We start from the raw sequence: 23558 nt of genomic DNA, 5'->3' as shown, positions 1-23558 counted from the left end.
AATTCGGTTAGAAAACCGATGAAGTTCAGTAAGATTCATATTCGTTAAATACTTCCACTTCTCCCTTATCGTTAAATGCCAATACTTGAAATGGTTGTTTGATATCTTTGGCTTCCATTCCTGGCGTACCAATAGGCATCCCTGGTACGGCTAATCCAACCATATTGTCAGGTTTTTCAGCTAAAAAACGTTTAATATCATCAGCAGGGATATGTCCTTCCATTACATAGCCATCAATAATAGTCGTGTGGCAAGATGCTAGTTCTGAGGGAATATTGTGCTTTTGCTTCAAAGCTTCCATCTCATCGGTTTTGACGTCTTCAATTTTAAAGCCATGCTTTTGGGCGTGGTCTACCCAAACACCACAGCAACCGCAGGTAGGAGATCTATACACAGTCATTTCTGTTGCTCCAGAATAATCTGCTTCGGTTTCTTTATCCCAAACGCTTACTAGAGTAGCTTGCGCGGTATCTTGGGCGATCGCAGAATTACTGCTGTTGACAGCCAGATCCTTACCTGGGGTTGAAGTAAAATAATATGCAGAGGCGATCGCACCTGCAACGGCGATGGAAGTAATAGTTATTCTTGATAGTAATTTAGACATACTGATTAGATTTATACTGATTTGTTTATGAGACTTCTATGTTAAACTCTCTAGTTGGCTAGAGAGTCAAGACTATGCTTGTGGAAGTTGTTTGCGAGAAGAACGTTTCTTCTTCCTGTGTAACCCTTTCAAACCCTGAGTAATATCATCCACAAAGGTATAAACAATGGGAATCACAATTAGAGTCAGCAGAGTAGAAACAGTCAGTCCGCCTAAAACTACTGTGGCAATGGGAGAATAGGCATCCATGCCCGTTTCGGGATAAAAAGCCAGTCGCACGATTACAATCATGGTGGTCAAAGTAGTCATAAAGATTGCCTTGAGGCGTACTGGTGCAGCTTGGCGGATGGCTTCGGCTCTGGGGACTCCTTCTTCTCGCTTGGTGAGGATTAATTCTAGTAGCAGAATGGCAGCAGAGACGGAAATACCAGAGAGAATAATAATCCCCAGAATAGATACGGATGAGAGGGTTTGTTGAGCCAGTAATAATGCGCCAAATACCCCAATTAACTGTAGGGGAATTGATAGCATCATGACTAAGGGCTGGATAAAAGAGCCAAACTGAATTACCAGAATTAAGTAAATCAAGATAATCGAAACTATCAAACCTTTGAGAAGGCGATCAAATTCAATCATCATGTCGGTCATATCCCCCATCGAATCTAAACCGTAGCCAGGAGGGAAATCTAATTCTTCACCCGCACGCATAGCGATCGCCATTGATAAATCCATCGAAGCAGGACTAGATTTACGATAGTAACCATTTACGTACACTACCCGTTTGCCGTTAACGTGTTCGATTAAAGTCGCGCCATATTCGCGTTTTAGGGTCGCAACGGTGCTGAGGGGTACTTGCTGTCCGTTGGGAGTAGTGATGTAAGTAGCAGCGAGATTCTGACCGTATGCCCGATCGCTTTCAGAGTAACGGACTAAGATGTCATTCTGTCTGAGGTTAGGTCGGTTATAGTATCTACGAGTAAATCCACCATTGAGGGCGTAACGGGCTTGTTCGGCTACTTCTTCGATATTTAAGCCCAATTCTTGAGCGCGACGGCGATCTATCTGTAACTGGTATTCTGGTTGGGAGAGAGACGAACTGGTATGCGCCATGACTAGCCCTGGAGTGCCCTTAGCAATCTCTAGTACCTTGTTTGCTAAAGGATAGAGAACATCTAAATCTTCTCCGTAAACGGCAATCTGAATCGGTGCAGCTGAGGTAGCCATGACGTCTACACCCATTTCTTTGATAGCAATGCGCCGTAAATCAGGGATAGTGCGACGAGCTTTCTCTTCCACCTTATCCATAATCTGCCAGATATCGCGATCTCGTTCGTTTAAATCCTTGAGGGTAACAACGGAAGAAGCCGTATTGACGCTACCCATACTGTAACCGCTAAAGTAGGTACTGTTGCGGGTAATTTCAAAACCAACGTTGGAAGATACTTTTTCAACTTCAGGCTGTTCTAACAGTATCTCCTCAAACTGCTGTGCCACTCGATTTGTACGCTCGAAAGATGCTCCTGCTTCTAATTCGATAGTGGCGGTAAACTGTCCTGAATCTCCCAAAGGCATCATCTCTTGCGGAACTAGGGGATAGAGAGCAAAGGCTAATACAATGGTAGCAGCAGCGATCGCCAGAGTGATTTCCCGATTGTTTAAGCAGATATCTAATAACCAACCGTAACCTTTTTCTAGTGCTTCAAAACCCAAACGAAAAGGCGATAATAACCACTGTAACCAAGTCTTGCGATTGCCTTTACGTTCACCAATTGGTTTGAGAAAAAAGGCTGCCAAGAGGGGAATCAAGGTAATCGAAACTACTAATGAAGCAATAAAGGCAAATACCATCGGTAAGATTAGCCCTGCAAACATCAATCCTGTTAAACCGCCAGACAGGATAGTAGGTAATAAAGCAGCAATCATCACACAGCTAGCAGCAGCACTGGCTAAAAATACTTCTCCCGTCCCCTGAATAGCTGCCTGTCGAGGTGTTTTACCTTCTTTGAGCTTGCGGTCGATTGAGTCAATGACGATAATCGAATCATCTACCAGTTTCCCTATTGCCATCATCATCCCCACCAAAGTAGAGGAGTTGAGAGACATCGAGAAAGGAATAAAAGGCAGCATCGAAAGAGCGAGGGTGGTGGGAATGGAAATCATGACGATCGCCGTTGCCCGAAAATCCTCTAGAAAGAGCAGGATAATCAGCCCCGCTAGTGCCACACTGATTAACAGTTCGCCCGCAGTGCTGTCTTTGATTAGCTCTACTAAGAAAGAGTTATCATATGCTTCTTCAAACTCTAACCCTGGATACTGAGACTCAATTTTATCTAATTCCTTTCTGACTCTAGCAATTACCTGGGGGGAACTAGAGTCAGGTTTCTGGATAACATTAACTGCTAAAGCAGATTCCCCATTGTAACGATAGGCACTGCGACGTTCTTCGTAGGTATCCTTAACCTCTGCTACATCTCGGACATAGACAATCTGCCCATCCCTTTCCAAGATGGGATAATTCCGAACTACTTGAGCATTAAGAGCGCGATCGTCTGCCCGTACTAAGATTTCTTCGTCTCCTTGGGTTAGAACACCTGCACCCTTACTGACATTATTATTGTCGATCGCATCTCTAACCTGAAGAATTGATAATCCGTAGGCTGCTAGCTTCTGGCGATTGACAATTACCTGTAGCTGTCGGCGATAACCTCCTGTAATAAAAACCGACTGAACATCTTGTACATTCGTCAGGCGATCGACTAGGGTATTATCGGCAAACTCCCTTAACTTTAACCGATCCCAACCCTCAGCCTTGAGTGCCAGAGTTAAAACGGGACGGTTTAACGGATCGATGGGTAATACCCAGTAGGAACGAGTATTGATACCATCCAGGGGTAAGTCTCCCTCCGCCGATTTCATCACGCTTTGGACATCCCGAACCGCCTTATCAATGTCACCACCCCAGGCAAACTGAACCGTAACTAGAGATAAATCTTGTTGGGAACTAGAACGCACGAAACGCACCCCATCAAGGACAGTCATGCGTTGTTCTATGGGTTTGCTGATATAGGTTTCTACCTCCATCGGCGAAGAACCTGGAGTCCTAGTAATCACCGCTATTAGGGGACTCTGGACGTAGGGCATCATCCGCACGGGAATGATAATTAAGGTAAGAATAGAAAGGATTAGCACCCCAATATAGAGGGCGACAGTAATTACAGGGTTGCGAATTGAGCAACGGGTGAAAAAGGTTTTCATAGGGTGGGAACTTCGAGCAGATTAAATGACTTTACTAGTTAAAGAAATCAAACTATTTCACTTCAAAAGTAAACTCTTGTTGAGCCTGATATTGAGGGTCTTTAACGCTGGCAACTAGGTTCCAAGTTCCCTGCATTCCAAAATAGGTAGTCGCTTTAAAACGTCCTGGTTCATCTGCTGGTGTAACTTCTACTTTACCGATCATGTCTTCCATTCCATCCATTGGCATAGTTGCGCTGATATCTAGATTTTCTACTGTTACGGGATTGCCATTGCTATCTACCACTTCCAGAATCATTTCCGTCTCACCCATCGGAATTTCTGTTTGGGGTTCGGGACTGACTAAATTTACGGTAGCGGTATTGGCTTGTTTATTTTGTGCCTTTTCAGTTGGAGCAGTAGAAGTAACGTTTGTATCGCTTTGGGCAGGACTACAGGCGATCGCTAAAATACTTAAGGGAAGTAAGATTAAGATTAGTTTTTTCATGGTTGGTATTTTTAGTTAGTAGATAAGAATTTGTATGGGTAAACTGTCCCTGTATGGGATCGCTGGTTTTATGGCCTGAGGGAAAAACTTTGACAGCTTGGAGTCGCTACTGAACTTTGACGGTAAACTCTTGCTTAGCTTTATTTTGCGGGTCTTTGACTTGAGCAGTAATTGTCCAGTCCCCTTTCATACTGAGATAGGTATCCGCTTTAAACCTACCTGTCTTACCGTCTGGCTGAACTTCTACGGGGGCAGACATCGGTGCCATGTTTTTCATCGGCATAGACGCGCTCATTTCTAGGTCTTTAACATCTAGCAGTTGACCTTGAGCATCTTTTACTTCGATTACCAGTTGGGCATCCCCCATTGCTACCTCGTTATTATCGGGGCTGATTAGCTGAATTTGAATATCCTGAATAGCAGTTTTATTGGTCGCAATCGCTTGTTCAGACTGATTAATAACCGCTACGGGTGCATTTTCTACCAAGCGATGTTGACCCGAAGTTACTACCGCTTGTCCCGACTCTAAACCACCGACAACTTGTACTCTGTCTCCCGTTGATATTCCCAAGGTTACGGGTTGATTTATCACCGTATCTCCTTCTACTATCCACACTGAAGGTTGATCTTGAAATTCCACTACCGCAGCTTGAGGAACGGTAATCGCATTGGGTTTACGGGCGGTGACAATCTTCATCTCTAGGAATTTACCAGACAGTAATTGTCCGTCAGGATTATCGATAACCGCTTCTACAGTTACCGTGCGAGTTTGACTGTTAGCTTGGGGGAAGATGCTAGTAATTTTGCCTTTAATGGGCGGAATATTACTACCAGGAACAGTAGCAACTACTGTTGCCCTAGGACGAATATTAACCGCATCGCTTTGAGCGACGTTAGCCTGTAAACGTACTCGATTGTAATTGCCGATTTTGACTATGCCCATACTCGGTTGAACCACAACCCCAGGATCGGCGTTACGTTCCTGCACGATGCCCGAAATGGGAGAAGTAATGGTGGTGTAACCCTGCATAACCTTAGCCGTATCGACTTTAGCTTGGGCTTGGTTGATTTTGGCGCGATTATTAGTTACTTGAGCCTCCATCCTTGCTAATTTAACTTGTGCTTGTTTGAGGTTAGCTTCTTTACTTCTGACTTCGCTATGGACTACATCAAAATCATCTTGGGAAATAGCTCCATCTTTGACCAGTCGAGCGAAGCGTTCTTTTTTTAGTTTGAGATAGTCGAGATCGGCTTTAATCTGAGCGATCGCGCTTTGCTGTTCGTTTACCTCAATCTCGCTCATTCTCAAAGCAGTTTCCATCGTGCTAACCTCTGCTGCTGCTTCAGCTACCCCAGTGTTTAATTCTGAAGCATCTAAAGTAGCTATGGGCTGTCCTGCGGTAATGTGATCGCCTGGATAGACTGAGTAGTTAGTTAGTTGTCCCGCTACGCGAGGATAAACCATAATTTCTTCATAGGGTTTAATTGTTCCCGTATAGCTCACGCTAGCTTCTAACACTTGGGGTTTGACGGTTTCTACCCGCACGGGATTGGGGTTAAATGAACCATCCACTGCCATCATCTCATCGTGGGACATATTGCCATGATCCATTCCTTCCATCCCTGCCATTGAGCTAGAAGGTTTGAGGTGGTTGGTTACTAAGATGATTCCTCCTGTCAGCAGGGCGAAAACGCCCAGTCCTAAGATGGTTTTCCCCAATTTAAAACTAGAAGCTGATTCCTGCTGAGAATCGGTTTCTGTTAATTTATCTGGTTCGACAGTTGAAGGATACATAAACTCTTCGGTTACGCGATCTGATTTTTGAGAATCTTCTGACAAGTTCTTATTGTCATCTGACATCGATCCTTCAGGTGTAGTAGTATTTGCGGTCATGAGCAAAGTTTTCAGCTAAAGTCGTATCTTCAAACCAAGATGACACAAGAGTATTAAATCAGTATGAAATCTCTTGAGTGGGTTGTGAATTGTAGTTTAGAGCGATCTCTCTCGTTCTTTTAAAAAATTATTCGGTAATGTGAATTCGACCAGAACCAAGGTAAAGCCCAGGACTATTTTCCCCAGTAGGATAGGCTGTAACGCCAAATAGATATACTCCATCAACAGAAGGATTCTGCTTTGGTTTAACGGATATTGTGACTGTATTTCCTGGCTCTACAGGAGTATCAAAGACAACGGTTGTTTCCCCAGGCTGAGACTCTCCTCCTACCGTAGCCAGAGGAATATTATTTCCTGCTAGACTGTTGCCGAGTGAAGCCTTTGATTGGTCTGCTTGGAAAACAACAGTATCGGAATTTTCTTTCTGAGTAATCTTGACCGATTTTAGAGCCTCTCCTGCGTCTTCGGGAACTTCAATCGTAAATTGATATTTAGCTGAGGAGCTATTGCGATCGCTAAAAGTGGCAGCAGCGCGGGTAAGGCGAAGCGCATTTTCAAAAGCTTTTTGATTGTCGAGTAGTTCCACTGCATTTACAGGTTTGGAAACTAAATAATTAGCTCCAAAAACTATAGTAGAAATTGCCATCACAGAAGAGATAAGTATTTTTTTTGACATGATATTACTTCCAAAAATTAACAATTATCGATAATTTTTACTAGAGTAGACCTACAAACTGATTTAATTTTTGGCAATTACTTGCACCAAAAACAGACCGATTTTTTAGTTAAATGAGGTGTAAATCGATTGATTGATTGTAGATCGATCAAAGTAATAATCGATTAATTGCAACTTTTACATACGATAATTAAATCGGAATGAAATTGAATATTTTTTGCCTAGAAAAGATTTTTCATCCTTATTTAATAACTTCATGCCAGAATAAATATTTACGGATTTGAGCAGCTATATCTGTCTCGAACACTATTGATAATCTAAAGCCAATGTCCTGTATGAGAATATTGCTAGTTGAAGATGAACCAGATTTAGGGGCTGCTATCAAGCAGAGTTTGGATCGCAGCAATCACATTGTAGATTGGGCTGTAGATGGTCTGGACGCTTGGGATTGCTTCAAACTCAAGGAATATCATCTGGGAATTTTTGACTGGCTATTACCTGGGATATCGGGAATAGAATTAACCAAGCGGATTAGGCAGCAGCAACAACCTTTGCCCATTCTCATGTTGACAGCAAAAGACAGTATGGAAGACAAAATAACAGGCTTGGATGCAGGGGCAGATGATTATCTAGTTAAACCATTCGATATGCCTGAACTATTAGCAAGATTGAGAGCTTTACAAAGAAGAACTCCTCAACTACAACCTAAAAGACTACAGGTAGGTAATCTCAGTTTAGACTACGCTACTAATACCTTTTGGCTGCAAGAAGAATCGGGAGAAAAACAGGTGTTGCTGACAAAAAAAGAATTTCAGCTACTAGAGTATTTCATGGAGCATCCCGAACAAATCTTTACCAGCGAACAGCTTTTAGATCGCTTGTGGGAATTTGGGACAGAACCGCCCAGTAATGTAGTGGCAGCCCAGGTATGTTTGTTACGACGTAAGTTAGCTAAATATGGATGCGATGAAATGTTAGAAACTGTCTACGGACTTGGTTATCGTTTCAAGTCTCAAGCATAATGAGAAATCTTTGAGTTAACCTTTTGATGTGAAGCAAAACCGACTTTTTTCTAAATCGCGCTGGCAACTAGCTAGCTGGTATGCAGCAATTCTGAGTATAGTTTTGTTTATCTGTGCTTTGGGATTTTATGAAGCAGTTGCGCACGCCCATCGAATTACGATTGATCGGGAATTAAAATCGGTAGCGGGAACTCTACACGACAGTCTATTACCCGTTCTAGAACAGCCAGGAAAAATAGAACCTGAAGTAAAAGAGTTATTACCCAATACCTGCCTTGTAGAAACAGATTGCTACAAACGCGATCGCTTTCAATCCTTACGATTAGGAGTAATTGGACAAGATAAATATTATTTACGTTTATTCGATCTGTCTGAAAATTTAGTAGCAGTAGCTGGAATGCAGCCCGAATTACCCCAGGTATTCGAGCGCGAGAAATGGTCAACTTTAAACGATGCTGAGGGGATTCGCTATCAACAAATTTCTTTTCTTTTACATACTCAACATGGTAAGAACTGGGGTTATATTCAAGTTGGGAGAAGTCTTCAAGATTTTGATACTTATGTTGGCAATGTCAGATGGTTGCTGTTATTGGGAGTTCCTTTATTAGTTTTGCTGGTGATGGTTGCTAGCTGGTGGCTATCGGGATTAGCCATCCGTCCGATTTACCAATCCTATCAGCAGATGCAGCAGTTTACTGCCGATGCTGCCCACGAACTCAGAACCCCTTTAGCAGCTATTCAAGCAACGGCTCAGTCCGATCTGATGCTGCCTAGTTTATCTGAAGACAAAGCCAAGAATACTCTAAAAAGTATCGTGCGTCAGAACAAGCGATTATCTTATTTAGTGGCAGATCTATTAATCCTGTGTCGTATAGATGGTGAGATAAATAGTAATACCTCCCACAAAAAGAGAGAAAAAATTGCCCTGGCAAACTTAATTATTGAAGTAGAAGAAGATTTGGCAGCCCTAGCGATGGCTTCAGAGATTGAGCTTAGTTCCCAGATCAAAGTATCTCAGCCTGTAGAGATAGTTGGCGATCGCACTCAGCTATATCGTTTGATTACTAATTTGGTTACTAACGCGATTCAATACACCCCAGCAGTGGGAAAAGTAACGTTGAGTATGATAGAAGAACACAATGATGTGGTAATTAGTATCCGAGATACAGGCATTGGTATTGCCAAAAAAGACCAAAAGCATATCTTTGACCGTTTCTATCGCGTAGATAAGGCTCGTTCCAGAAGTCAGGGTGGTTCAGGACTGGGATTAGCTATTGCCAAGGCGATCGCATTAGCCCATCATGGTAGTATTCAGGTTACAAGCGAACTAAATAAAGGCAGTACTTTTATCGTCAGATTGCCCCTAGCGAATTAAGCTCACGCCGCGAATATAACAAAGATTGCGCGTACAATTTACATCAACTAAATTACTATTTATATATATTTACTCCACACGAATGATATCTTGCAAATTGAACCAGTTATAGCGTCGAATACCCCAAGGCAAACCAACTAGTAAAAGCACAAAAATTGCTAGCAACGCAGTTCCTAATAATTTCCCCAACTGAAAAGCTGCGCCCATATAAGTAAGAAAAAAAAGTAGAAGGAATCATGCCCAGCAAAGTAGCAATGGAATAGATTGATAGAGAAACTCCAGTTATTCCTGCTGCGTAACTGATTAAATCAAACGGCAACACTGGCAGTAAGCGCGTGAGAAAGATCAACCAACCCAGATAAACCTCGCCTCGATTTTTTGTGAAATATATGACTTTCCCCGTCACTACGTAAACCGCCGATCTGCCTAAAGTACGTCCAATACAATAAGCAATTAAACCACCCAAGAAACCACCTATTACACTGTAAATTGTCGCTAGCATTGTTCCCCACATAGCTCCTGCGACCACCGCTAGAGGCGCACCAGGAATTGGACTGATCACTACAGATAAAACCAACAAGCTAATGTAGACAAAAGGTCCAAGCCATCCAAAATTTTCAACACCTTGCCTAAATCCCTCTGGCGTAAACAAGTTAAGCTCAGGACGTAGTAGCCACCAACAAATTGACCAGCACAGCAGAAAAATTCCTAATGCTACGCCATTTTGACGATTAAATAAAGTTTGCTGCTCCTTTGGTTTTTTCATCGAAAATAGTGGCGAGAATTAGCATACTTTGAAAAGTTCTGGCAAGTTTTAACTCGGATTATCGACTGGTTTGAGCAGGTCAAACAGGAAGCTAGCATTAGTCTAGGGCAACGGCTACTTACGATTCTAAGTCCTGAAACAAAGGCGTACTTAAGTAGCGTTCCCCGAAACTCGGCTGAATCATGACAATCAGTTTCCCTTCATTTTCCTGACGCCGAGCAACGCGAATGGCAGCACATAGAGCAGCGCCAGCGGAAATCCCTGAAAGCAGTCCTTCTTCACGAGCCAAACGACGACCGTAAGAGATCGCCTCTTCATCAGTAACGGTGATCGTCTCATCAATCAGCTCGATGTGCAAAACATCAGGAATAAAACCAGCACCAATGCCCTGAATTTTATGCCCTCCAGGAGAACCTCCCGACAAAACTGGACTATTTTCTGGTTCGACGGCAATAACCTGAAAACTGCGTTTCCTCTGCTTGATCACCTCCGCCACACCAGTAATAGTGCCACCAGTACCAACCCCAGCCACCAGAAAATCCACCTGACCCTGAGTATCTGCCCAAATTTCTTTGGCAGTTGTCTCTCGATGAATTTCTGGGTTAGCAGGATTCTCAAACTGTTGCAGTACGTAGGCATTGGAAGTTGTTTCGACAATCTCCATTGCTCGCTCAATGGCACCTCTCATCCCCTTAATTCCTGGGGTCAGTTCTAACTGCGCTCCATAAGCACGCAACATATCTCGGCGCTCCCTACTCATGGTCTCTGGCATAGTTAAAATTAACTGGTAGCCTCTAGCGGCAGCTACCATTGCCAGAGCGATCCCCGTATTACCAGAGGTCGGTTCTACTAACACCGTCTTTCCAGGGCTAATCAGTCTCTGTTGCTCTGCTGCATTAATCATACTTACCCCGATGCGATCTTTAACAGAGGCAGCAGGATTCATCCCCTCCAATTTAACGACGATCTTCGCCAAACAGCCCTCGGATTGGGGTATGCGGTTTAACTGTACTAAAGGAGTACGACCGACAAGTTCTGTGATATCTTTAGCAATGTGCATGACTCAAACAAGTTGTTAATTAACTACAAAATAATTACAAGTGCGTTTTCTTTCCCCGAATGACTTTTCCCTCATCGTCGTGTGTCTTCGCTTCTAGTAGTCTGCCAATATTGAAATGATGGATAGAAATAGAGCCGAGGGAGCTGAGGAAGTGGAGAAAGCGGAGGAGAATAATTGACCTACTACTTATCCCTCAAAACAAAGTTGGTGGCCTACTAGTTGGTCAACCTCTTTATTCAGGAAAAAGTTGAGAAAGGTACGAATTCCAGTAACAGTAGCCAGTTTACCCAGGTCGTCCCAACTGGGAGAGACAGCGGTACTGACAATATCAGCAGCTAAGAGAAACTCCAGCGATAGAGCAAGTGCCAGCCCTAAATCGAGACGGATGATTACCCAATGTTGTTGATGTCCGCTCGATTTTAAAGAGCGCAGCAACTTCAAAAGCGTCCGCACTGAGGCAATGACAATAATCAAGATCGCGATTCCTTCCAAAAAAACTTTTACCACAATTACCACATGATGAAGTAATCCCTCTGTCAATTGGACAAACTCAAAACCTGGTCCTGGAGAGGTAGCCCAAAAATAGTAATTAATTGAGCCATAAAAGTTAAATTGAGAGGCTAATATGGCTCAATTCAGCTTTTATCCTTGGCTGCTCTACCAAAACGCGGGAAAAAGGCAGGGGTAGTTGCCGCATAACGGTCGTACTTTTGACCGAATTTGAATCGCATTTCCCGTTCCTCTTGTAATGCTAGTCTGGAGTACATAAACATTAGGATGGGAAACATTAGTAGCGTCAGAATGGTAGGCCATTGAAGCAAAAAACCGAACATAATGGCTATAAAAGCAATGTATTGAGGATGGCGAATGGTGGCGTAGGATCCAGCAATAGCTAAGGTTTTACTACGCTGAGCTTCATAGAGTACTTTCCAAGCAGAAGCTAGTAACATGAAGCCCAGCAAAATAAAGACATTACTAAGAATATGAAGGAAATTAAAATGAGGGTTCCCTTCCATACCTAAAACTGTCCACCACAGATGTCCAGCGTCATGAGAGAGGAGATCTAGCTGGGGATAGCGAGTTTGCAGCCAACCTGAGAGCAGGTAAATCGTTAGGGGAAACCCATACATTTCCGTAAACAGTGCCACAATAAAAGCGGAAAAAGCACCAAACGAACGCCAATCTCTTGGGCTTTGCGGTTTGGTAAAGCTAAAAGCAAATATGATAAAGACTAAAGAGTTAATAATTACTAAAAACCAAAGTCCGTAGGCAGGGGGATGATTCATCGTTGACCTCCTTCAGAATCTTTGTTATGACTGCCGTGACCGCCATGACCACCATGACCACCATGACCACTGTGCATAAATAAATGCATTAAGGGACAAGCCAGGAGAAATAACCAAGGCAAGACGGGAACTATGTGCGCCCAATGCTCGGTTACGAGAAAAAAAGTCGCAATACCTAAGAATACTAAAAGAGCGATGCCAGTTGGCGATCGCCAATGCCAAGCAGTTCTAGAGTGGTGAGTCATAAATCTCTGCTCTTAATTGAGTAATTTCCATAATTGTTTAAGGTTAAATTTCTAATTAGATTCTTGTACTTTGACAACTCCTCTAAACATGTTCATGCCACAGTGAAAAGTATATTCTCCTGCTTGAGTAGGGGTGAATTCTACAGAAGTTGTTTTGTTTAGTTGTAAGTCAAGGGCTTTATGAAAATCAGGTAATAGGACTTTTTCTAAACAACTACTAGGGTCTTTACGCAAGAAATTTAGCCGTACAGGTTGACCTAAATTGACGAGAATACTATCAGGTGTATAGCCTCCATCAACCACGATTTCTAATTCTTGAATACCTTGACTGGTTGAGGCTCGCTGGGATTTGGTTTTACTGAATAAAAACCACCAGCCTTCAGCTCCAATCAACCCCAACCCTCCTAATGTTACTAATAGCCTTAAAGATAAAGGTTGTTCGATTCGAGAAAATTTCGAAGTTGATTTTACTTGAGCAGGAGAAACTTGTGCCGAAGCAAATATTAAACCCAAACTCAAGAGAAAAGAGAAAAGCATTTTCTTGTGATTCATTTTAATCACCTAATAATTAACTATAAAATTTCTTGAGACATCATCAATGTTCTTAGTAATACGCTTAGATTATTGAGTAATTGTCATGAGTTATACAGTGATTTTGGGTTTGAAATTACGCAATCTCAAAGCATTGGTCACTACAGAAACCGAACTAAAAGCCATCGCTGCACCAGCAATCATTGGATTCAGTAACCAGCCAAAAAATGGATATAAAATACCTGCGGCAATGGGAATACCTGAGACGTTGTAAATATAAGCGAAAAAGAGATTTTGGCGAATATTTTTCATGGTGGCATGACTCAGTTGAATTGCCGTCACAATTCCCCATAAATCACCAGAAATTAAGGTCAGATCGCTAGCAGCCATTGCCACATCGGTACCGGTACCGATCGCAATGCCAACATCCGCCTGGGCTAAGGCTGGAGCGTCATTAATGCCATCTCCTACCATAGCTACAATTTTATGTTTCTGTTTGCGGCTTGGTCTTTCCTGTTGAATTTGTTTAATCGTACTGGCTTTTTGATCGGGACGGACTTGGGCAAAAACTCTTTTAATACCTACTTCAGAGGCGATAGCTTCAGCCGTTTTTTGGTTATCTCCTGTTAACATCACTACCTCTAACCCCATTCTTTGTAAAGCTTTAACCGCTTCAACTGAAGAAGGTTTGATCGCATCAGCAATACCAATTAAGCCCTCAATTTTTCCATCAATAGCAATTAGAGCAGTAGTTTTCGCTTCACTTTCCCATTGTTGACGGGTTGAGTCTAAGGATTGAGTATCAATTTTCAACTCATCCATCCAGCGTTGGGTACCAATTTGGACAAACTTTCCTGATACATTTCCCTGTACACCCATACCAGCTACGGCTGCAAAATTAGTCACTTCAGGCAGGGGTATTCTGACTCCTTGAGATTGGGCATAATTAACCACTGCTTCTGCTAAAGGATGTTCAGAATTTTTCTCAATGGCAGCCGCCATTTCTAACAACTCACTTTCATTATTATTAGCTGTCCCTTTCACCGTAATGTAGTTAGTAACACTAGGTTTCCCTTGGGTAATCGTGCCTGTTTTATCACAGACAATGCTGTTGAGTTTATGTGCTAGTTCTAAACTATCTGCTCCTTTAATTAAGACCCCATTTTCTGCCCCTTTTCCCGTGCCGACCATAATCGAGGTCGGAGTAGCTAAACCCAAGGCACAAGGACAGGCAATAATTAAAACTCCTACCGTCGTAATCATGGCAAGGGTGACATTGCCCATGACATTAAACCAAATAATAAAAGTTAAGATCGCAATGGCTATTACTGCTGGCACAAACCATCCCGTTACCTGATCCGCTAATTGTTGAATAGGGGCTTTACTTCCTTGGGCATCTTGTACTAATTGAACAATCTGGGCTAAGACTGTATCTTTACCAACTTTAGTCGCCTTAAATTTAAAACTTCCCGTCTTATTAATAGTTGCCCCAATTACCTCATCACCGACTTTTTTCTGAATAGGAATCGGTTCGCCTGTGACCATTGATTCATCGATCGACGATTCTCCTTCCATTACTTCTCCATCTACGGGGATTTTTTCGCCTGGACGAACGACAATTACATCTTCTTCTACTACTTGTTCAATCGGAATATCGCTCTCTTGTCCATGACGAATAACTCTAGCCGTTTTGGCCTGTAAACCCATTAATTTTCGAATGGCTTCTGAAGTTTGTCCTTTGGCACGATTTTCCAATAATCTTCCTAGGAGAACCAGGGTAATAACGACGGCGGCTACTTCATAATAAACTGCAACTTCAAGACCTTGAGATTCTAAGATTTGGGGAAATATAGTGACAAATAGAGAATAAAAGTATGCTACAGCAGTCCCTAAAGCCACTAAGGTATCCATGTTCGCCGAATGACGTTTAAAAGCTTTCCACCCTCCTACAAAGAAGGCTTTGCCAACCCAAAACTGTACGGGAGTTACTAAAATGAACTGTGCCCAAAAATTCTGTAACCATGTAGGAACCCAAGAGAGTTCTAGACCTGTCATCATGGGCAAAACGCCAATTATTAATAATATGCTAATAATTGAACCCACAACTACTTTACGAGTTATCTCTTTTTGCTCAGCAATTCTGGCTTTTTTCTCTGCATCCTCTTCTTGCTCTGATTCGGCAACAGCAGCATAACCTGCATCTCTTACCGCTTTTCGAATATGTCTCAAGTTAGTTTTTTGAGGTTTAAAGGTAACTTTAGCTTGAGAGAGAGCAAAATTAACATTGCATTCAATAACGCCAGGGACATCTAAAATAGCTTGCTCGATACTATTGGCACATGAGGCGCAGCTCATGCCTTTTAATCGTAAATTCTGTGTTTCCATAGTTTTCACCCGTACTGGTTGGGGATTGATTTATTTAGAGGTTACGGCATTGCTACTGAACCTTTGTTGAATTAGGTTTTTTGTCGAAGGGTCGAGCCACGTATCCAGAACTAGCAAGAGCTTTTTGAATTCTCTCTAAATTTTCGCGCTCCGAGTTGTGCTGGATAGTAACTTGTTTGGTTGCCATATCGACCTCGCATTTACTGACCTCAGGCAAACTTTGAACCGCTCGTTCGATAGTCTCGGCGCAAAATTCACACATCATATTTTCCAATTGCAGGTAGCTTGTCTTGCTCATGACTAACTCTCACTAATCGAAATGTCAGGATGAATACTTGAGATTAATGCGTTAAGAATTACTCTGTTGTTCGGTCTTTCATTTCTTGCTCAGGATGGTGGTCAGGATTTTCCAGCATCCCAGACCCATCTTCTGTCGTGGGGTTCTTCTGTTCCATCATTTTGTCCATCTGTCCCATCATCTGTTCCATGTGTTCCATGTGTTCCATCATTTGTTCATGATGCTGGCGAATTTGTTCTGGGGTCATTTGAGCCATCATTTGATTCATTTGACCCATTCTCTGTTGCATCTGACCCATCATTTGTTGTTGCTGTTGTCGCATTTTCTCTGGGGTCATGGGCATTTCCGACGTGGTATCAGCGGGTGTTGTTGGGATTTCTGGTGTTGTTTGCGACCAAGATGGAGTTACACTCAGCATTAGCAATGCCAGTCCAGCTAACACAGCACTATTAAAGGTTTTACTGATTAGGTTCATTTACATTTCCCTTAGGATTATGATAAACTCTCTAGTTAACCAAAGAGTTTGCTCGCTGAAATAAAAGTTAAAAAAACTCGGATTAACTCTCTGCTCGAACATCTACTTTTCACATTTCCAGATAAAAATGAAATCGGGATGAAACGAACCAGAAAAGTTAACAAATCTCAAGACTTAATGTTGACTTATCTTAGAAATGATTCTGGTTGACCATTACGACTAATAACTTGAAAATGATTGACGTGAATATGAAAAGGATGACAATACCATAGCCAAAAAAAGAACAGAGAAAGTACCCCTGGTCAAGAGTTTTTGAGCAAGAGGTCGCAATTTTAGCCAGTAATGGGATGTTATTGAGATGAAATATCGGGAACCCTAACCGAGTGAATCGCCCCAAGGTTAGCAACCTGGTTCAAGATGCGAGAAAATAAAATAGACTCAGGTTTTTGCGGAAGTAATTTAATGACTTCTTCGACATATTTAAAAGCGCGATATAGTGCCTTGAGATCGAGGAGGCTAAACTGCGGGCAGTGAGGACATTGAAAGTCTTGTAAGAGCCGACGGGAGAGATTGACCATAAAGAAAGAAAGATTCACAGCATTAGTTACAGCAGTTTGGGAGACATTCATAAAATCCTCCAAGCCCCAGAATTGTTTGGCATCACGGAAATTCAATTCAATTTGAAACCTCAAGGAGTAGAGCTCAATGAGCTGATTGGCGGTAAGTTCTAAGTCACTAGAGAATAAGAGGACATGCCCTTGTTGTTGGGTTTTGATGTTAGTTTTGAGTAGAATCACCAGATTAATGGGTTGGGCAAATTCCTTATGGAGAACTTGCACCTGATAGATGTCGGTGCGCCAGTCTTCTTCGGTGCTGCTCTGGCAGAGAAATTCTCGACCCATCTGACGGGGGTTAAGTTTATCGCCATATTTGCGTCGAGAATTAGAACCTTGGTAAGGCAAGAATAAAGCACTGTCATAACGCAACTTGCTCACTAGATGTAAGCCCATCTGAAGGGTCATTTGCATGGCAGCGTTGTGACCAAACTTACCATCGAGGAGTAAATATTCGAGGGGAATACTGCCTCCGATTGTATTGAGCAAAGCTGACAGCATGCCTCGAATCTGCAAAAGTTCACGGGAAAGATTGACCTGAGTTTTATCCTTGTTCTTCGAACCTTTGGGACGACCTCGTTTGCCTTTGGTCTGAGTTGAAGGCTCTCGGGGAGAAGCTTTCGCTTTGACTACAGGTCTAATTACCTGTTCGATTCGCAGAGGATAAGATTGTCTTTGTTCCAGACCCACCAGAGATAGTGCAAAGAAGGCCAATCCTTTCACCGGACGCTGTGCCAAACTAGAAAAAAACCAATCTACCCCATAGGTCTTATGACCTGATTTGGTGGTAACCACTTCATCCCCTGCAATCGCGTACTTTTCTTCAGGGCAAAAGCAATGGGTGCGAAAGAACACCCACATTAGCGTCGGCCAGTTCTTCGGGCTGGAGAAAAATCTTTGAATGGTTCGATAACTGCCTCCTTTTCCCGCCCAGCGCGATATCCCCAGCATCGTTACTCGACCTGTCATCGCTAACATCGCTTGAATTATTACACTCAGATGCTTCAGGCTGGTGTTATTGAGGTCGAATGTCAAACAGCTCAGTAGTGCTAGAATTTCTGGCATGGGCTTTCTCGGAACTTTGTTTCGGCAAAACCTAGTTTCCTATAAAAGCCCTCTTGACTTCACTCCAAAATTTCACTTCTCATTTGGCGAAGGTATTGTTTGAATACTTCGACTTCCCCCTTGTCATTAAATGCCAATATTTGAAATGGTTGTTTGAGATCTCCGGCTTCCATTCCAGGGGTTCCCAAAGGCATGACCGGTACGGCTAAACCAGCTAATTCATTTTTTTGTTCTAAGAAACGCTTGATGTCGTCGGCGGGAATATGTCCTTCCATCACATAGCCATCAATAATCGCTGTGTGACATGAAACTAATTCGGAAGGCACATTGTATTCTTGCTTCAGTGCTTCTATTGATTCGGTTTTGATATCTTTAATCTTAAAGCCATGTTTTTTGGCATGTTCAATCCATACCCCGCAGCAACCACAGGATGGGCTACGGTACACGGTCATCTCTAAAGTTCCTGAGTAATCTGGTTCGGTTTCTCGGTCCCAAACGCTAGCTAAAGCGACTGCATTAACATCTTGGGCTACAGCGGAATTATGACTAAAGGTTTTACTTTGCTCTGGATTCGTAGTGAGATACATTGTGCCACCGACAACAGCAGCGATCATGATTGAAGTAATACTTATTTTAGATAAGAGTTTTGATTCTGGACAGTGAGAAGTTCTTGTTGAGAGAAGAAAGACATCCCTATACTCCTTGAGTAAGAAATGTCAGATACTGACTGAGATAATCACAACCAGTCAGTGTAATGAGAGAATTGTATCAGCGTCTTGAGCAAATAATGGTTCAGTTCCGACCAGTGTTTAGAAGAGAAGCCACCTTTGAGTGGTTTGTCCTGCTGCTGTGGGGAATCCTATTGAACAGGCAACCGCCTGCGGTCACCAGCTATCTGAATTCATTGGGCTTAGGGGAAGGCTATTATCATCAGGCACTTCATTGGTTTAAATCTAGCGCATTTAGTGTGGATGACTTGTGTAATTGCTGGGGAGATTGGCTCAAAAAGCACTCTGCTGTGCATCAGCTCAAGGGTCAGCGAGTGTATGTTGGAGATGGCATCAAAGTGGGAAAAGAAGGACGTAAGATGCCAGGGGTCAAAAGATTACACCAAGAGTCAGAGGATGTGAGTAAGCCGGAATGGATTCGAGGGCATTATTTCAGTGCCTTAGGTTTATTGTTGAGTGCGGATAAAGCGTTATTTGCGAGTCTAATTGTGCTCAAAGTTCATGATGGAATTGAGGAAGATGCAGCAGTTACGTTAGTGGATAAAATGGCACTACTATGCGTGAAATACATGGAAAAGGGTAGCTATGTGCTTTTGGATGCATACTATGCCTCGGCCAAAGTGTTGGCTCCATTTCGAGAGCAAGGCATTCATCTAATTAGTCGGGTGCGCATTACCACGGTTGCTCATGCAGCTTTCTCTCGTCGTCCTGGCAAGCATGGGCCACCGACGACTTCGCCAATGGGGTAGTAATATTAAGTTATGCGAGTTGTTTGCTCCCATTGAGCTGTGCAATCAAGCTTCAGTTTGGCTATACGGTCAATCAATGAAGGTCTATTACCAATGTTTTGAGTTTTATTGGGATAGTCCCAAGGTGCCTGTGCTCTTCGTTTTGACTCAGCTACCTTCTGGTAAGCGGATTATCTTGCTATCAAGCGACTTGAGCTTAACTGGAACAGAGGTAATTGAAGCCTATGGTTGGCGTTTCAAAATTGAGGTCAGTTTCCGCACTATTCTACATCTGCTGGGCGGGTTTAGCTATCGCTTCTGGCTCAAGTCAATGGAGCGAGCCGCGAAATGGCCTCAAAATCTACGATTAAACGACTATCCCCAGACAATTCAAACACAAATATCGGTTAAAGTAGAATCCTTTGAGCGCTTTATCAATCTCAATGCTATTGCCTTGGGACTGCTCCAAGTTCTCGCTTTGGAGATGCCCAAAACTATTTGGCAGCATTTTCCTCTCTGGTTTCGTAGTCTCCCCAAGCACGGCTATCCCACTGAACGAATTGTCCTTCTGGCACTCCAGAATCAACTTGAAGCCAATTTATCTCAAAGTAGACCAGCTCTGCTTCTGGATAAATTACTTAGGGCTAAAATCAGGCATTTTCTAGTCCCTGAAAATTCAGACTTGGCCGCCTGAAGTCATTTACAAAACACAAAAAAACTTATTACTGTCCAGTTTGTCTAAGTTATCAAGTAAAGACTCTACAGAATTTAAATAGGCTCTATATGTTCCTATGGTGGATAAGAGGGAAGTCAAAGAAGCACTGTCCCTGATAGCTTAAATAATAAGACGAAAACTCAGAGGGTAGAGGCAATGAAAAACACTACACCCATCCAATCATATGAAGGCGAACAAATCTACGTCGGTATCGACGTTCATAAAAAGAGTTACGTGGTAGTAGCACGAGTGAAGCAAACAATAGTCAAGAAATGGACAACAGTAGCCAATCCCCAAAACTTAGCTCAACAACTGTTAAATTATTTTGCTGGAGCAGAGATTCACAGTGCCTACGAAGCTGGATTCAGTGGTTTTGTCCTGCACTTAGAACTATCTCAATTATTTTCTCTGCAACTAATATCAGATTGTCCTTGATGAAAATATTTAAGGTTAGATTGCAACTTATCATAAATGCGATCGCAGCAAAAAGGAATAACCGGATATCCTTCTTCTAACTTCTGTTTAGCCAACTCAACATTAAAATTCTCTAACCGAACCTCTTCATTGTCTAAACTCAAGAAAAACATTAAACGAGTTTGATCTTTTGTCCACGACTTAGCTGACAAAAATAAATTTTTCGTCATAAGAATGTTTAAAGCTGTCAAAGAAGTATCAAAATTCAACCCAATCGATAGCAAATATTCCATTACTGCCAAAATCAATAAATCTGATTCGCTGTAATAAACGTTGCGTCCCTTGCCTCCAGGATTGACTGTAGGAACAACAACCCCTTGCCGCCGCCAATATTGCAACTGCCGACGAGAACAGCCCGTAATTTTTGATGCTTCCGTACTTGTAAAAAAAGCTTCTCCCATAATCAACAATGATGCCATGAGAAAGAAGCCATATATGAAAAATTGTTAAATTTAAAAATACATAATGTGTTTTTGAAGTAGATTAATATTTATGAGTAACATTACAATTCAATGTCGTTTAATAGCCCCAGAAGAAACTCGCCGTCAACTATGGCAAATGATGGTCGAGAAAAATACCCCATTGATAAATGAACTTTTAAGGCTGTTAGCAGAACATCCAGATCTTGAAACTTGGAAAAGGAGAGGAAATACTCCACCTGGAACAGTTAAAAATCTTTGCCTACCGTTAAGGACAGATCCCCAATTCGTCGGGCAGCCAGGTAGATTTTATAGTTCTGCAATTTCTCTAGTCGAATACATCTATAAATCTTGGCTTAAACTTCAGCAACGCTGGGAATTTCAACTACAAGGACAAGAACGTTGGATATCAATGCTAAAAAGCGATGAAGAATTAGAGGTTTATTGCGATCACACTTTAGAAGATATTAAACTCAAAGCAACTCAAATTCTTGATAATGATTTAACTGAAGAGAATAGAGGCATCTCCAATCAGTTATTCAGTTTGTATGACGAAACTGAAGATACTTTTACTCGTAACGCGATCGCTTATCTCCTAAAAAATGGCTGCAAAATACGCCAAAAACCTGAAGATCCGAAAAAGTTGGCTAAACGTCGTCGCAAAACTGAAATAAAAATAGCTCGACTTACAGAAAAACTGAATGGGAAAGCGCCACAAGGAAGAGACCTAACAGGTCAAACATGGCTAGATACACTCTTAACTGCCACAACTCAAGTACCTCAAGATGAAGCCCAAGCAAAATCGTGGCAAGACAAATTACTAACAGAACCGAAGTCTGTTCCCTACCCTATTGCTTACGAATCTAATGGAGATTTGACTTGGAGTAAAAATGAAAAAGATCGTCTTTGCGTAAAATTTAATGGCTTAGGAAAACACATATTTCAAATCTATTGTGACAAAAGGCAACTCACTGTATTTCAACGCTTCTACGAAGATCAAGAAATCAAAAAAGCTAGTAAAAACAATCATTCCAGTGCCTTATTCGCTCTGCGTTCTGCCAGAATATTTTGGCAAGAGAGAAAGGGGAAAGGAAAATCTTGGGATGTCAATCGCCTCATCCTTCGCTGTACGTTTGAAACTCTGCTTTTAAACGCCGAAGGAACAGAATTGATTCGTCAAGAAAAAGCTAATGCGATCGCAAAAACTCTTACTGACATTAAAGAAAAAGGAGATCTCAATCAAAAACAACAAGCATTTGTTAAACGCAAGCAAACATCCCTTGACCGAATTAATAACCCTTTCCCTCGTTCCAGTAAACCTCTGTATAGAGGTAAATCTAATGTCTTGCTAGGAATTTCTATGAGATTAGATAATCCTGCTACCGCAGCAATAGTTGATGGTGAGACAGGAAAAGTCATTGTTTATCAAAGCACTAAACAACTTCTGGGGAAAAAGAATTATCATCTCCTCAATCGGCAAAGACAACAAAAGCAGTTACTGTCTCGCAAAAGAAACGTTGCTCAAAGACATAATGCCAATAATAAATTTGGTGAATCAGAATTAGGGCAATATCTTGATCGTCTTTTAGCTAAAGCAATCATTAAACTAGCTAAAGATTATCAGGCAGGTAGCATTGTCGTGCCCCAAGTCGGAGATATCAGAGACATCATTCACACGGAAGTCCAAGCAAGAGCAGAATCTAAAATTCCAGGCTGTATTGAAAAACAAAAAGAATATGCCAAAAAATACCGTACGAATGCTCATAGCTGGAGTTATGGCAGATTAATAGAAAATATCAAATCACAAGCATCTAAAGCAGGAATTCTTGTTGAAGAGAGTAAACAACCCATTCGTGGCAGCCCAAATGAGCAAGCTAAAGAAATTGCTCTGTATGCTTATTGCGATCGCTCCGAGTCCTATTGAAAGTGCGATCGTAAAAATTATTAACAAAAAACAGATCAGAACCTTGAAAATTACATACAATATTTGACAAATCAATCGCGCCGTAGGTCATGTTCTTCTGGAACCGCTGAACTATGTTAAATGTGGGTTAGTTTTACTGTCGGCAGACAGATTGCTTTCTGACCCTAGTAGCTGTCCGCCCTGATGCTGCCATCGAAAGATGGGAATAAGGTGCGCCCCCAGCAATATGTGGTGTAGACGTACTACTGTGATGGCTACTTAATCACCTCCGAGCAAGGAGGAATCCATCCTCATTTTTTCTTGTTTTTGACGAGCCTAAGCGTGGGCGAAATCCCTAGGGGGTTCGACAAAACTCTAAGAAACAAGTCTGGCAAAGATTTCAGGCTTTTGATAGAATGGTATCTACTGTAATTGAAGAAGAAATACGACAATTTTTCCTAGGTTTGTCAAAATCTACTCTGGAACTGAGTCCCAGTAATTCTTCCAGCTTACGCAGTTGCAGCGACCATTTCGCTCTAGGTTGGGTTGAAAG

24 protein-coding genes are annotated in these 23558 nt (G+C 42.1%); 6 read left to right on the top strand and 18 right to left on the bottom strand.

Annotation, left to right across the window (positions count from 1 at the left end):
• Positions 1-25: 25 nt before the first annotated feature.
• The 5 genes from XEN7305_RS11750 to XEN7305_RS11730 form a co-directional block, all read right to left on the bottom strand.
• A complete protein-coding gene (locus XEN7305_RS11750) occupies positions 26-604 on the bottom strand; it encodes a DUF411 domain-containing protein (RefSeq protein ID WP_006509646.1) in 579 nt (192 codons plus the stop codon).
• 72 nt (positions 605-676) lie between these two features.
• The gene (locus tag XEN7305_RS11745; RefSeq protein WP_006509645.1) at positions 677-3859 is read right to left on the bottom strand and encodes an efflux RND transporter permease subunit; all 3183 of its coding nucleotides are present in this window, start codon (positions 3857-3859) and stop codon (positions 677-679) included.
• A 52-nt stretch (positions 3860-3911) separates the two neighbouring features.
• The gene (locus tag XEN7305_RS11740) at positions 3912-4346 is read right to left on the bottom strand and encodes a FixH family protein (protein ID WP_006509644.1); all 435 of its coding nucleotides are present in this window, start codon (positions 4344-4346) and stop codon (positions 3912-3914) included.
• Positions 4347-4452: 106 nt separating this feature from the next.
• Complete coding sequence (locus tag XEN7305_RS11735) at positions 4453-6240, bottom strand: efflux RND transporter periplasmic adaptor subunit (RefSeq protein ID WP_006509643.1); 1788 nt, start codon at positions 6238-6240, stop codon at positions 4453-4455.
• Positions 6241-6367: 127 nt separating this feature from the next.
• Complete coding sequence (locus XEN7305_RS11730; RefSeq protein WP_006509642.1) at positions 6368-6916, bottom strand: DUF2808 domain-containing protein; 549 nt, start codon at positions 6914-6916, stop codon at positions 6368-6370.
• Between the two features lie 335 nt (positions 6917-7251).
• Here XEN7305_RS11730 and rppA point away from each other — a divergent pair, with 335 nt between their 5' ends.
• Together rppA and rppB are read left to right on the top strand one after the other, a co-directional pair.
• Positions 7252-7938 (top strand): two-component system response regulator RppA, encoded by a 687-nt coding sequence (gene rppA, locus XEN7305_RS11725; protein WP_006509641.1) that lies wholly within the window; start codon positions 7252-7254, stop codon positions 7936-7938.
• A 28-nt stretch (positions 7939-7966) separates the two neighbouring features.
• Complete coding sequence (gene rppB, locus XEN7305_RS11720; protein ID WP_006509640.1) at positions 7967-9313, top strand: two-component system sensor histidine kinase RppB; 1347 nt, start codon at positions 7967-7969, stop codon at positions 9311-9313.
• A 106-nt stretch (positions 9314-9419) separates the two neighbouring features.
• Here the strand turns inward: rppB and XEN7305_RS11715 are convergent, their stop codons facing one another.
• The 12 genes from XEN7305_RS11715 to XEN7305_RS11665 all read right to left on the bottom strand — a co-directional run bounded on the left by XEN7305_RS11715 (position 9420) and on the right by XEN7305_RS11665 (position 18652).
• A complete protein-coding gene (locus XEN7305_RS11715) occupies positions 9420-10079 on the bottom strand; it encodes a TVP38/TMEM64 family protein (RefSeq protein WP_006509639.1) in 660 nt (219 codons plus the stop codon).
• A gap of 118 nt (positions 10080-10197) precedes the next feature.
• The gene (gene cysK / locus XEN7305_RS11710) at positions 10198-11139 is read right to left on the bottom strand and encodes a cysteine synthase A (RefSeq protein WP_006509638.1); all 942 of its coding nucleotides are present in this window, start codon (positions 11137-11139) and stop codon (positions 10198-10200) included.
• A gap of 186 nt (positions 11140-11325) precedes the next feature.
• Positions 11326-11646 carry a DUF1622 domain-containing protein gene (locus XEN7305_RS11705; RefSeq protein ID WP_052035169.1) on the bottom strand — a complete coding sequence of 107 codons (321 nt, stop codon included), beginning with the start codon at positions 11644-11646 and terminating at the stop codon, positions 11326-11328.
• A 128-nt stretch (positions 11647-11774) separates the two neighbouring features.
• Complete coding sequence (locus XEN7305_RS11700; protein ID WP_006509636.1) at positions 11775-12425, bottom strand: isoprenylcysteine carboxylmethyltransferase family protein; 651 nt, start codon at positions 12423-12425, stop codon at positions 11775-11777.
• Positions 12422-12670: a DUF2933 domain-containing protein gene (locus XEN7305_RS11695; RefSeq protein WP_006509635.1), complete on the bottom strand. Its 249-nt coding sequence runs from the start codon at positions 12668-12670 to the stop codon at positions 12422-12424. Before XEN7305_RS11695 ends, XEN7305_RS11700 begins: the two co-directional genes overlap by 4 nt.
• Positions 12671-12721: 51 nt before the next feature.
• The gene (locus XEN7305_RS11690; protein WP_040897580.1) at positions 12722-13222 is read right to left on the bottom strand and encodes a cupredoxin domain-containing protein; all 501 of its coding nucleotides are present in this window, start codon (positions 13220-13222) and stop codon (positions 12722-12724) included.
• Between the two features lie 90 nt (positions 13223-13312).
• On the bottom strand, positions 13313-15586 hold the full coding sequence (locus XEN7305_RS11685; RefSeq protein ID WP_006509633.1) for a heavy metal translocating P-type ATPase: 2274 nt from the start codon (positions 15584-15586) through the stop codon (positions 13313-13315).
• A 52-nt stretch (positions 15587-15638) separates the two neighbouring features.
• The gene (locus XEN7305_RS11680; RefSeq protein WP_006509632.1) at positions 15639-15884 is read right to left on the bottom strand and encodes a heavy-metal-associated domain-containing protein; all 246 of its coding nucleotides are present in this window, start codon (positions 15882-15884) and stop codon (positions 15639-15641) included.
• A 58-nt stretch (positions 15885-15942) separates the two neighbouring features.
• Positions 15943-16359, bottom strand: a complete 417-nt coding sequence (locus XEN7305_RS11675) for a hypothetical protein (protein WP_006509631.1) — start codon at positions 16357-16359, stop codon at positions 15943-15945.
• A 185-nt stretch (positions 16360-16544) separates the two neighbouring features.
• Entirely contained in the window at positions 16545-16646 is a 102-nt protein-coding gene (locus XEN7305_RS30325) for a multicopper oxidase domain-containing protein (protein ID WP_144053253.1), read from the bottom strand.
• A 63-nt stretch (positions 16647-16709) separates the two neighbouring features.
• Entirely contained in the window at positions 16710-18038 is a 1329-nt protein-coding gene (locus tag XEN7305_RS11670; RefSeq protein ID WP_006509630.1) for an IS4 family transposase, read from the bottom strand.
• Positions 18039-18097: 59 nt separating this feature from the next.
• Entirely contained in the window at positions 18098-18652 is a 555-nt protein-coding gene (locus XEN7305_RS11665; protein WP_006509629.1) for a DUF411 domain-containing protein, read from the bottom strand.
• Between the two features lie 140 nt (positions 18653-18792).
• On the opposite strand from XEN7305_RS11665, the gene XEN7305_RS29565 reads away from it, so the two are divergent.
• The 3 genes from XEN7305_RS29565 (at position 18793) to XEN7305_RS11655 (ending at position 20644) form a co-directional block, all read left to right on the top strand.
• Complete coding sequence (locus XEN7305_RS29565; protein WP_006509628.1) at positions 18793-19515, top strand: transposase; 723 nt, start codon at positions 18793-18795, stop codon at positions 19513-19515.
• The gene (locus XEN7305_RS29560; protein WP_006509627.1) at positions 19454-20188 is read left to right on the top strand and encodes a hypothetical protein; all 735 of its coding nucleotides are present in this window, start codon (positions 19454-19456) and stop codon (positions 20186-20188) included. The genes XEN7305_RS29565 and XEN7305_RS29560 overlap by 62 nt, the downstream gene beginning before the upstream one ends.
• Positions 20189-20365: 177 nt before the next feature.
• The gene (locus XEN7305_RS11655) at positions 20366-20644 is read left to right on the top strand and encodes a hypothetical protein (RefSeq protein WP_006509626.1); all 279 of its coding nucleotides are present in this window, start codon (positions 20366-20368) and stop codon (positions 20642-20644) included.
• Here the strand turns inward: XEN7305_RS11655 and XEN7305_RS11650 are convergent.
• Positions 20605-21084 (bottom strand): MerR family transcriptional regulator, encoded by a 480-nt coding sequence (locus tag XEN7305_RS11650; RefSeq protein WP_040897584.1) that lies wholly within the window; start codon positions 21082-21084, stop codon positions 20605-20607. The two genes, XEN7305_RS11655 and XEN7305_RS11650, sit on opposite strands and share 40 nt — an antisense overlap.
• Positions 21085-21175: 91 nt before the next feature.
• Between XEN7305_RS11650 and cas12k the strand changes: the two genes are divergently transcribed.
• Positions 21176-23026: a type V CRISPR-associated protein Cas12k gene (cas12k, locus tag XEN7305_RS11645; protein ID WP_006509624.1), complete on the top strand. Its 1851-nt coding sequence runs from the start codon at positions 21176-21178 to the stop codon at positions 23024-23026.
• Positions 23027-23558 lie beyond the last annotated feature (532 nt).

This window comes from Xenococcus sp. PCC 7305 (genome assembly GCF_000332055.1).
GTDB lineage: Bacteria > Cyanobacteriota > Cyanobacteriia > Cyanobacteriales > Xenococcaceae > Xenococcus.
This window is presented reverse-complemented; position numbering and strand designations above follow the sequence as displayed.

What these genes read in the sequence shown, in the direction of transcription:
- XEN7305_RS11750 (WP_006509646.1), bottom strand. Translation starts at nt 604, where the DNA reads ATGTCTAAATTACTATCAAGAATAACTATTACTTCCATCGCCGTTGCA.
- XEN7305_RS11745 (WP_006509645.1), bottom strand. Translation starts at nt 3,859, where the DNA reads ATGAAAACCTTTTTCACCCGTTGCTCAATTCGCAACCCTGTAATTACT.
- XEN7305_RS11740 (WP_006509644.1), bottom strand. Translation starts at nt 4,346, where the DNA reads ATGAAAAAACTAATCTTAATCTTACTTCCCTTAAGTATTTTAGCGATC.
- XEN7305_RS11735 (WP_006509643.1), bottom strand. Translation starts at nt 6,240, where the DNA reads ATGACCGCAAATACTACTACACCTGAAGGATCGATGTCAGATGACAAT.
- XEN7305_RS11730 (WP_006509642.1), bottom strand. Translation starts at nt 6,916, where the DNA reads ATGTCAAAAAAAATACTTATCTCTTCTGTGATGGCAATTTCTACTATA.
- rppA (WP_006509641.1), top strand. Translation starts at nt 7,252, where the DNA reads ATGAGAATATTGCTAGTTGAAGATGAACCAGATTTAGGGGCTGCTATC.
- XEN7305_RS11715 (WP_006509639.1), bottom strand. Translation starts at nt 10,079, where the DNA reads ATGAAAAAACCAAAGGAGCAGCAAACTTTATTTAATCGTCAAAATGGC.
- cysK (WP_006509638.1), bottom strand. Translation starts at nt 11,139, where the DNA reads ATGCACATTGCTAAAGATATCACAGAACTTGTCGGTCGTACTCCTTTA.
- XEN7305_RS11700 (WP_006509636.1), bottom strand. Translation starts at nt 12,425, where the DNA reads ATGAATCATCCCCCTGCCTACGGACTTTGGTTTTTAGTAATTATTAAC.
- XEN7305_RS11695 (WP_006509635.1), bottom strand. Translation starts at nt 12,670, where the DNA reads ATGACTCACCACTCTAGAACTGCTTGGCATTGGCGATCGCCAACTGGC.
- XEN7305_RS11690 (WP_040897580.1), bottom strand. Translation starts at nt 13,222, where the DNA reads ATGAATCACAAGAAAATGCTTTTCTCTTTTCTCTTGAGTTTGGGTTTA.
- XEN7305_RS11685 (WP_006509633.1), bottom strand. Translation starts at nt 15,586, where the DNA reads ATGGAAACACAGAATTTACGATTAAAAGGCATGAGCTGCGCCTCATGT.
- XEN7305_RS11680 (WP_006509632.1), bottom strand. Translation starts at nt 15,884, where the DNA reads ATGAGCAAGACAAGCTACCTGCAATTGGAAAATATGATGTGTGAATTT.
- XEN7305_RS11675 (WP_006509631.1), bottom strand. Translation starts at nt 16,359, where the DNA reads ATGAACCTAATCAGTAAAACCTTTAATAGTGCTGTGTTAGCTGGACTG.
- XEN7305_RS11670 (WP_006509630.1), bottom strand. Translation starts at nt 18,038, where the DNA reads ATGCCAGAAATTCTAGCACTACTGAGCTGTTTGACATTCGACCTCAAT.
- XEN7305_RS11665 (WP_006509629.1), bottom strand. Translation starts at nt 18,652, where the DNA reads ATGATCGCTGCTGTTGTCGGTGGCACAATGTATCTCACTACGAATCCA.
- XEN7305_RS29565 (WP_006509628.1), top strand. Translation starts at nt 18,793, where the DNA reads ATGAGAGAATTGTATCAGCGTCTTGAGCAAATAATGGTTCAGTTCCGA.
- XEN7305_RS29560 (WP_006509627.1), top strand. Translation starts at nt 19,454, where the DNA reads ATGCAGCTTTCTCTCGTCGTCCTGGCAAGCATGGGCCACCGACGACTT.
- XEN7305_RS11655 (WP_006509626.1), top strand. Translation starts at nt 20,366, where the DNA reads ATGAAAAACACTACACCCATCCAATCATATGAAGGCGAACAAATCTAC.
- XEN7305_RS11650 (WP_040897584.1), bottom strand. Translation starts at nt 21,084, where the DNA reads ATGGGAGAAGCTTTTTTTACAAGTACGGAAGCATCAAAAATTACGGGC.
- cas12k (WP_006509624.1), top strand. Translation starts at nt 21,176, where the DNA reads ATGAGTAACATTACAATTCAATGTCGTTTAATAGCCCCAGAAGAAACT.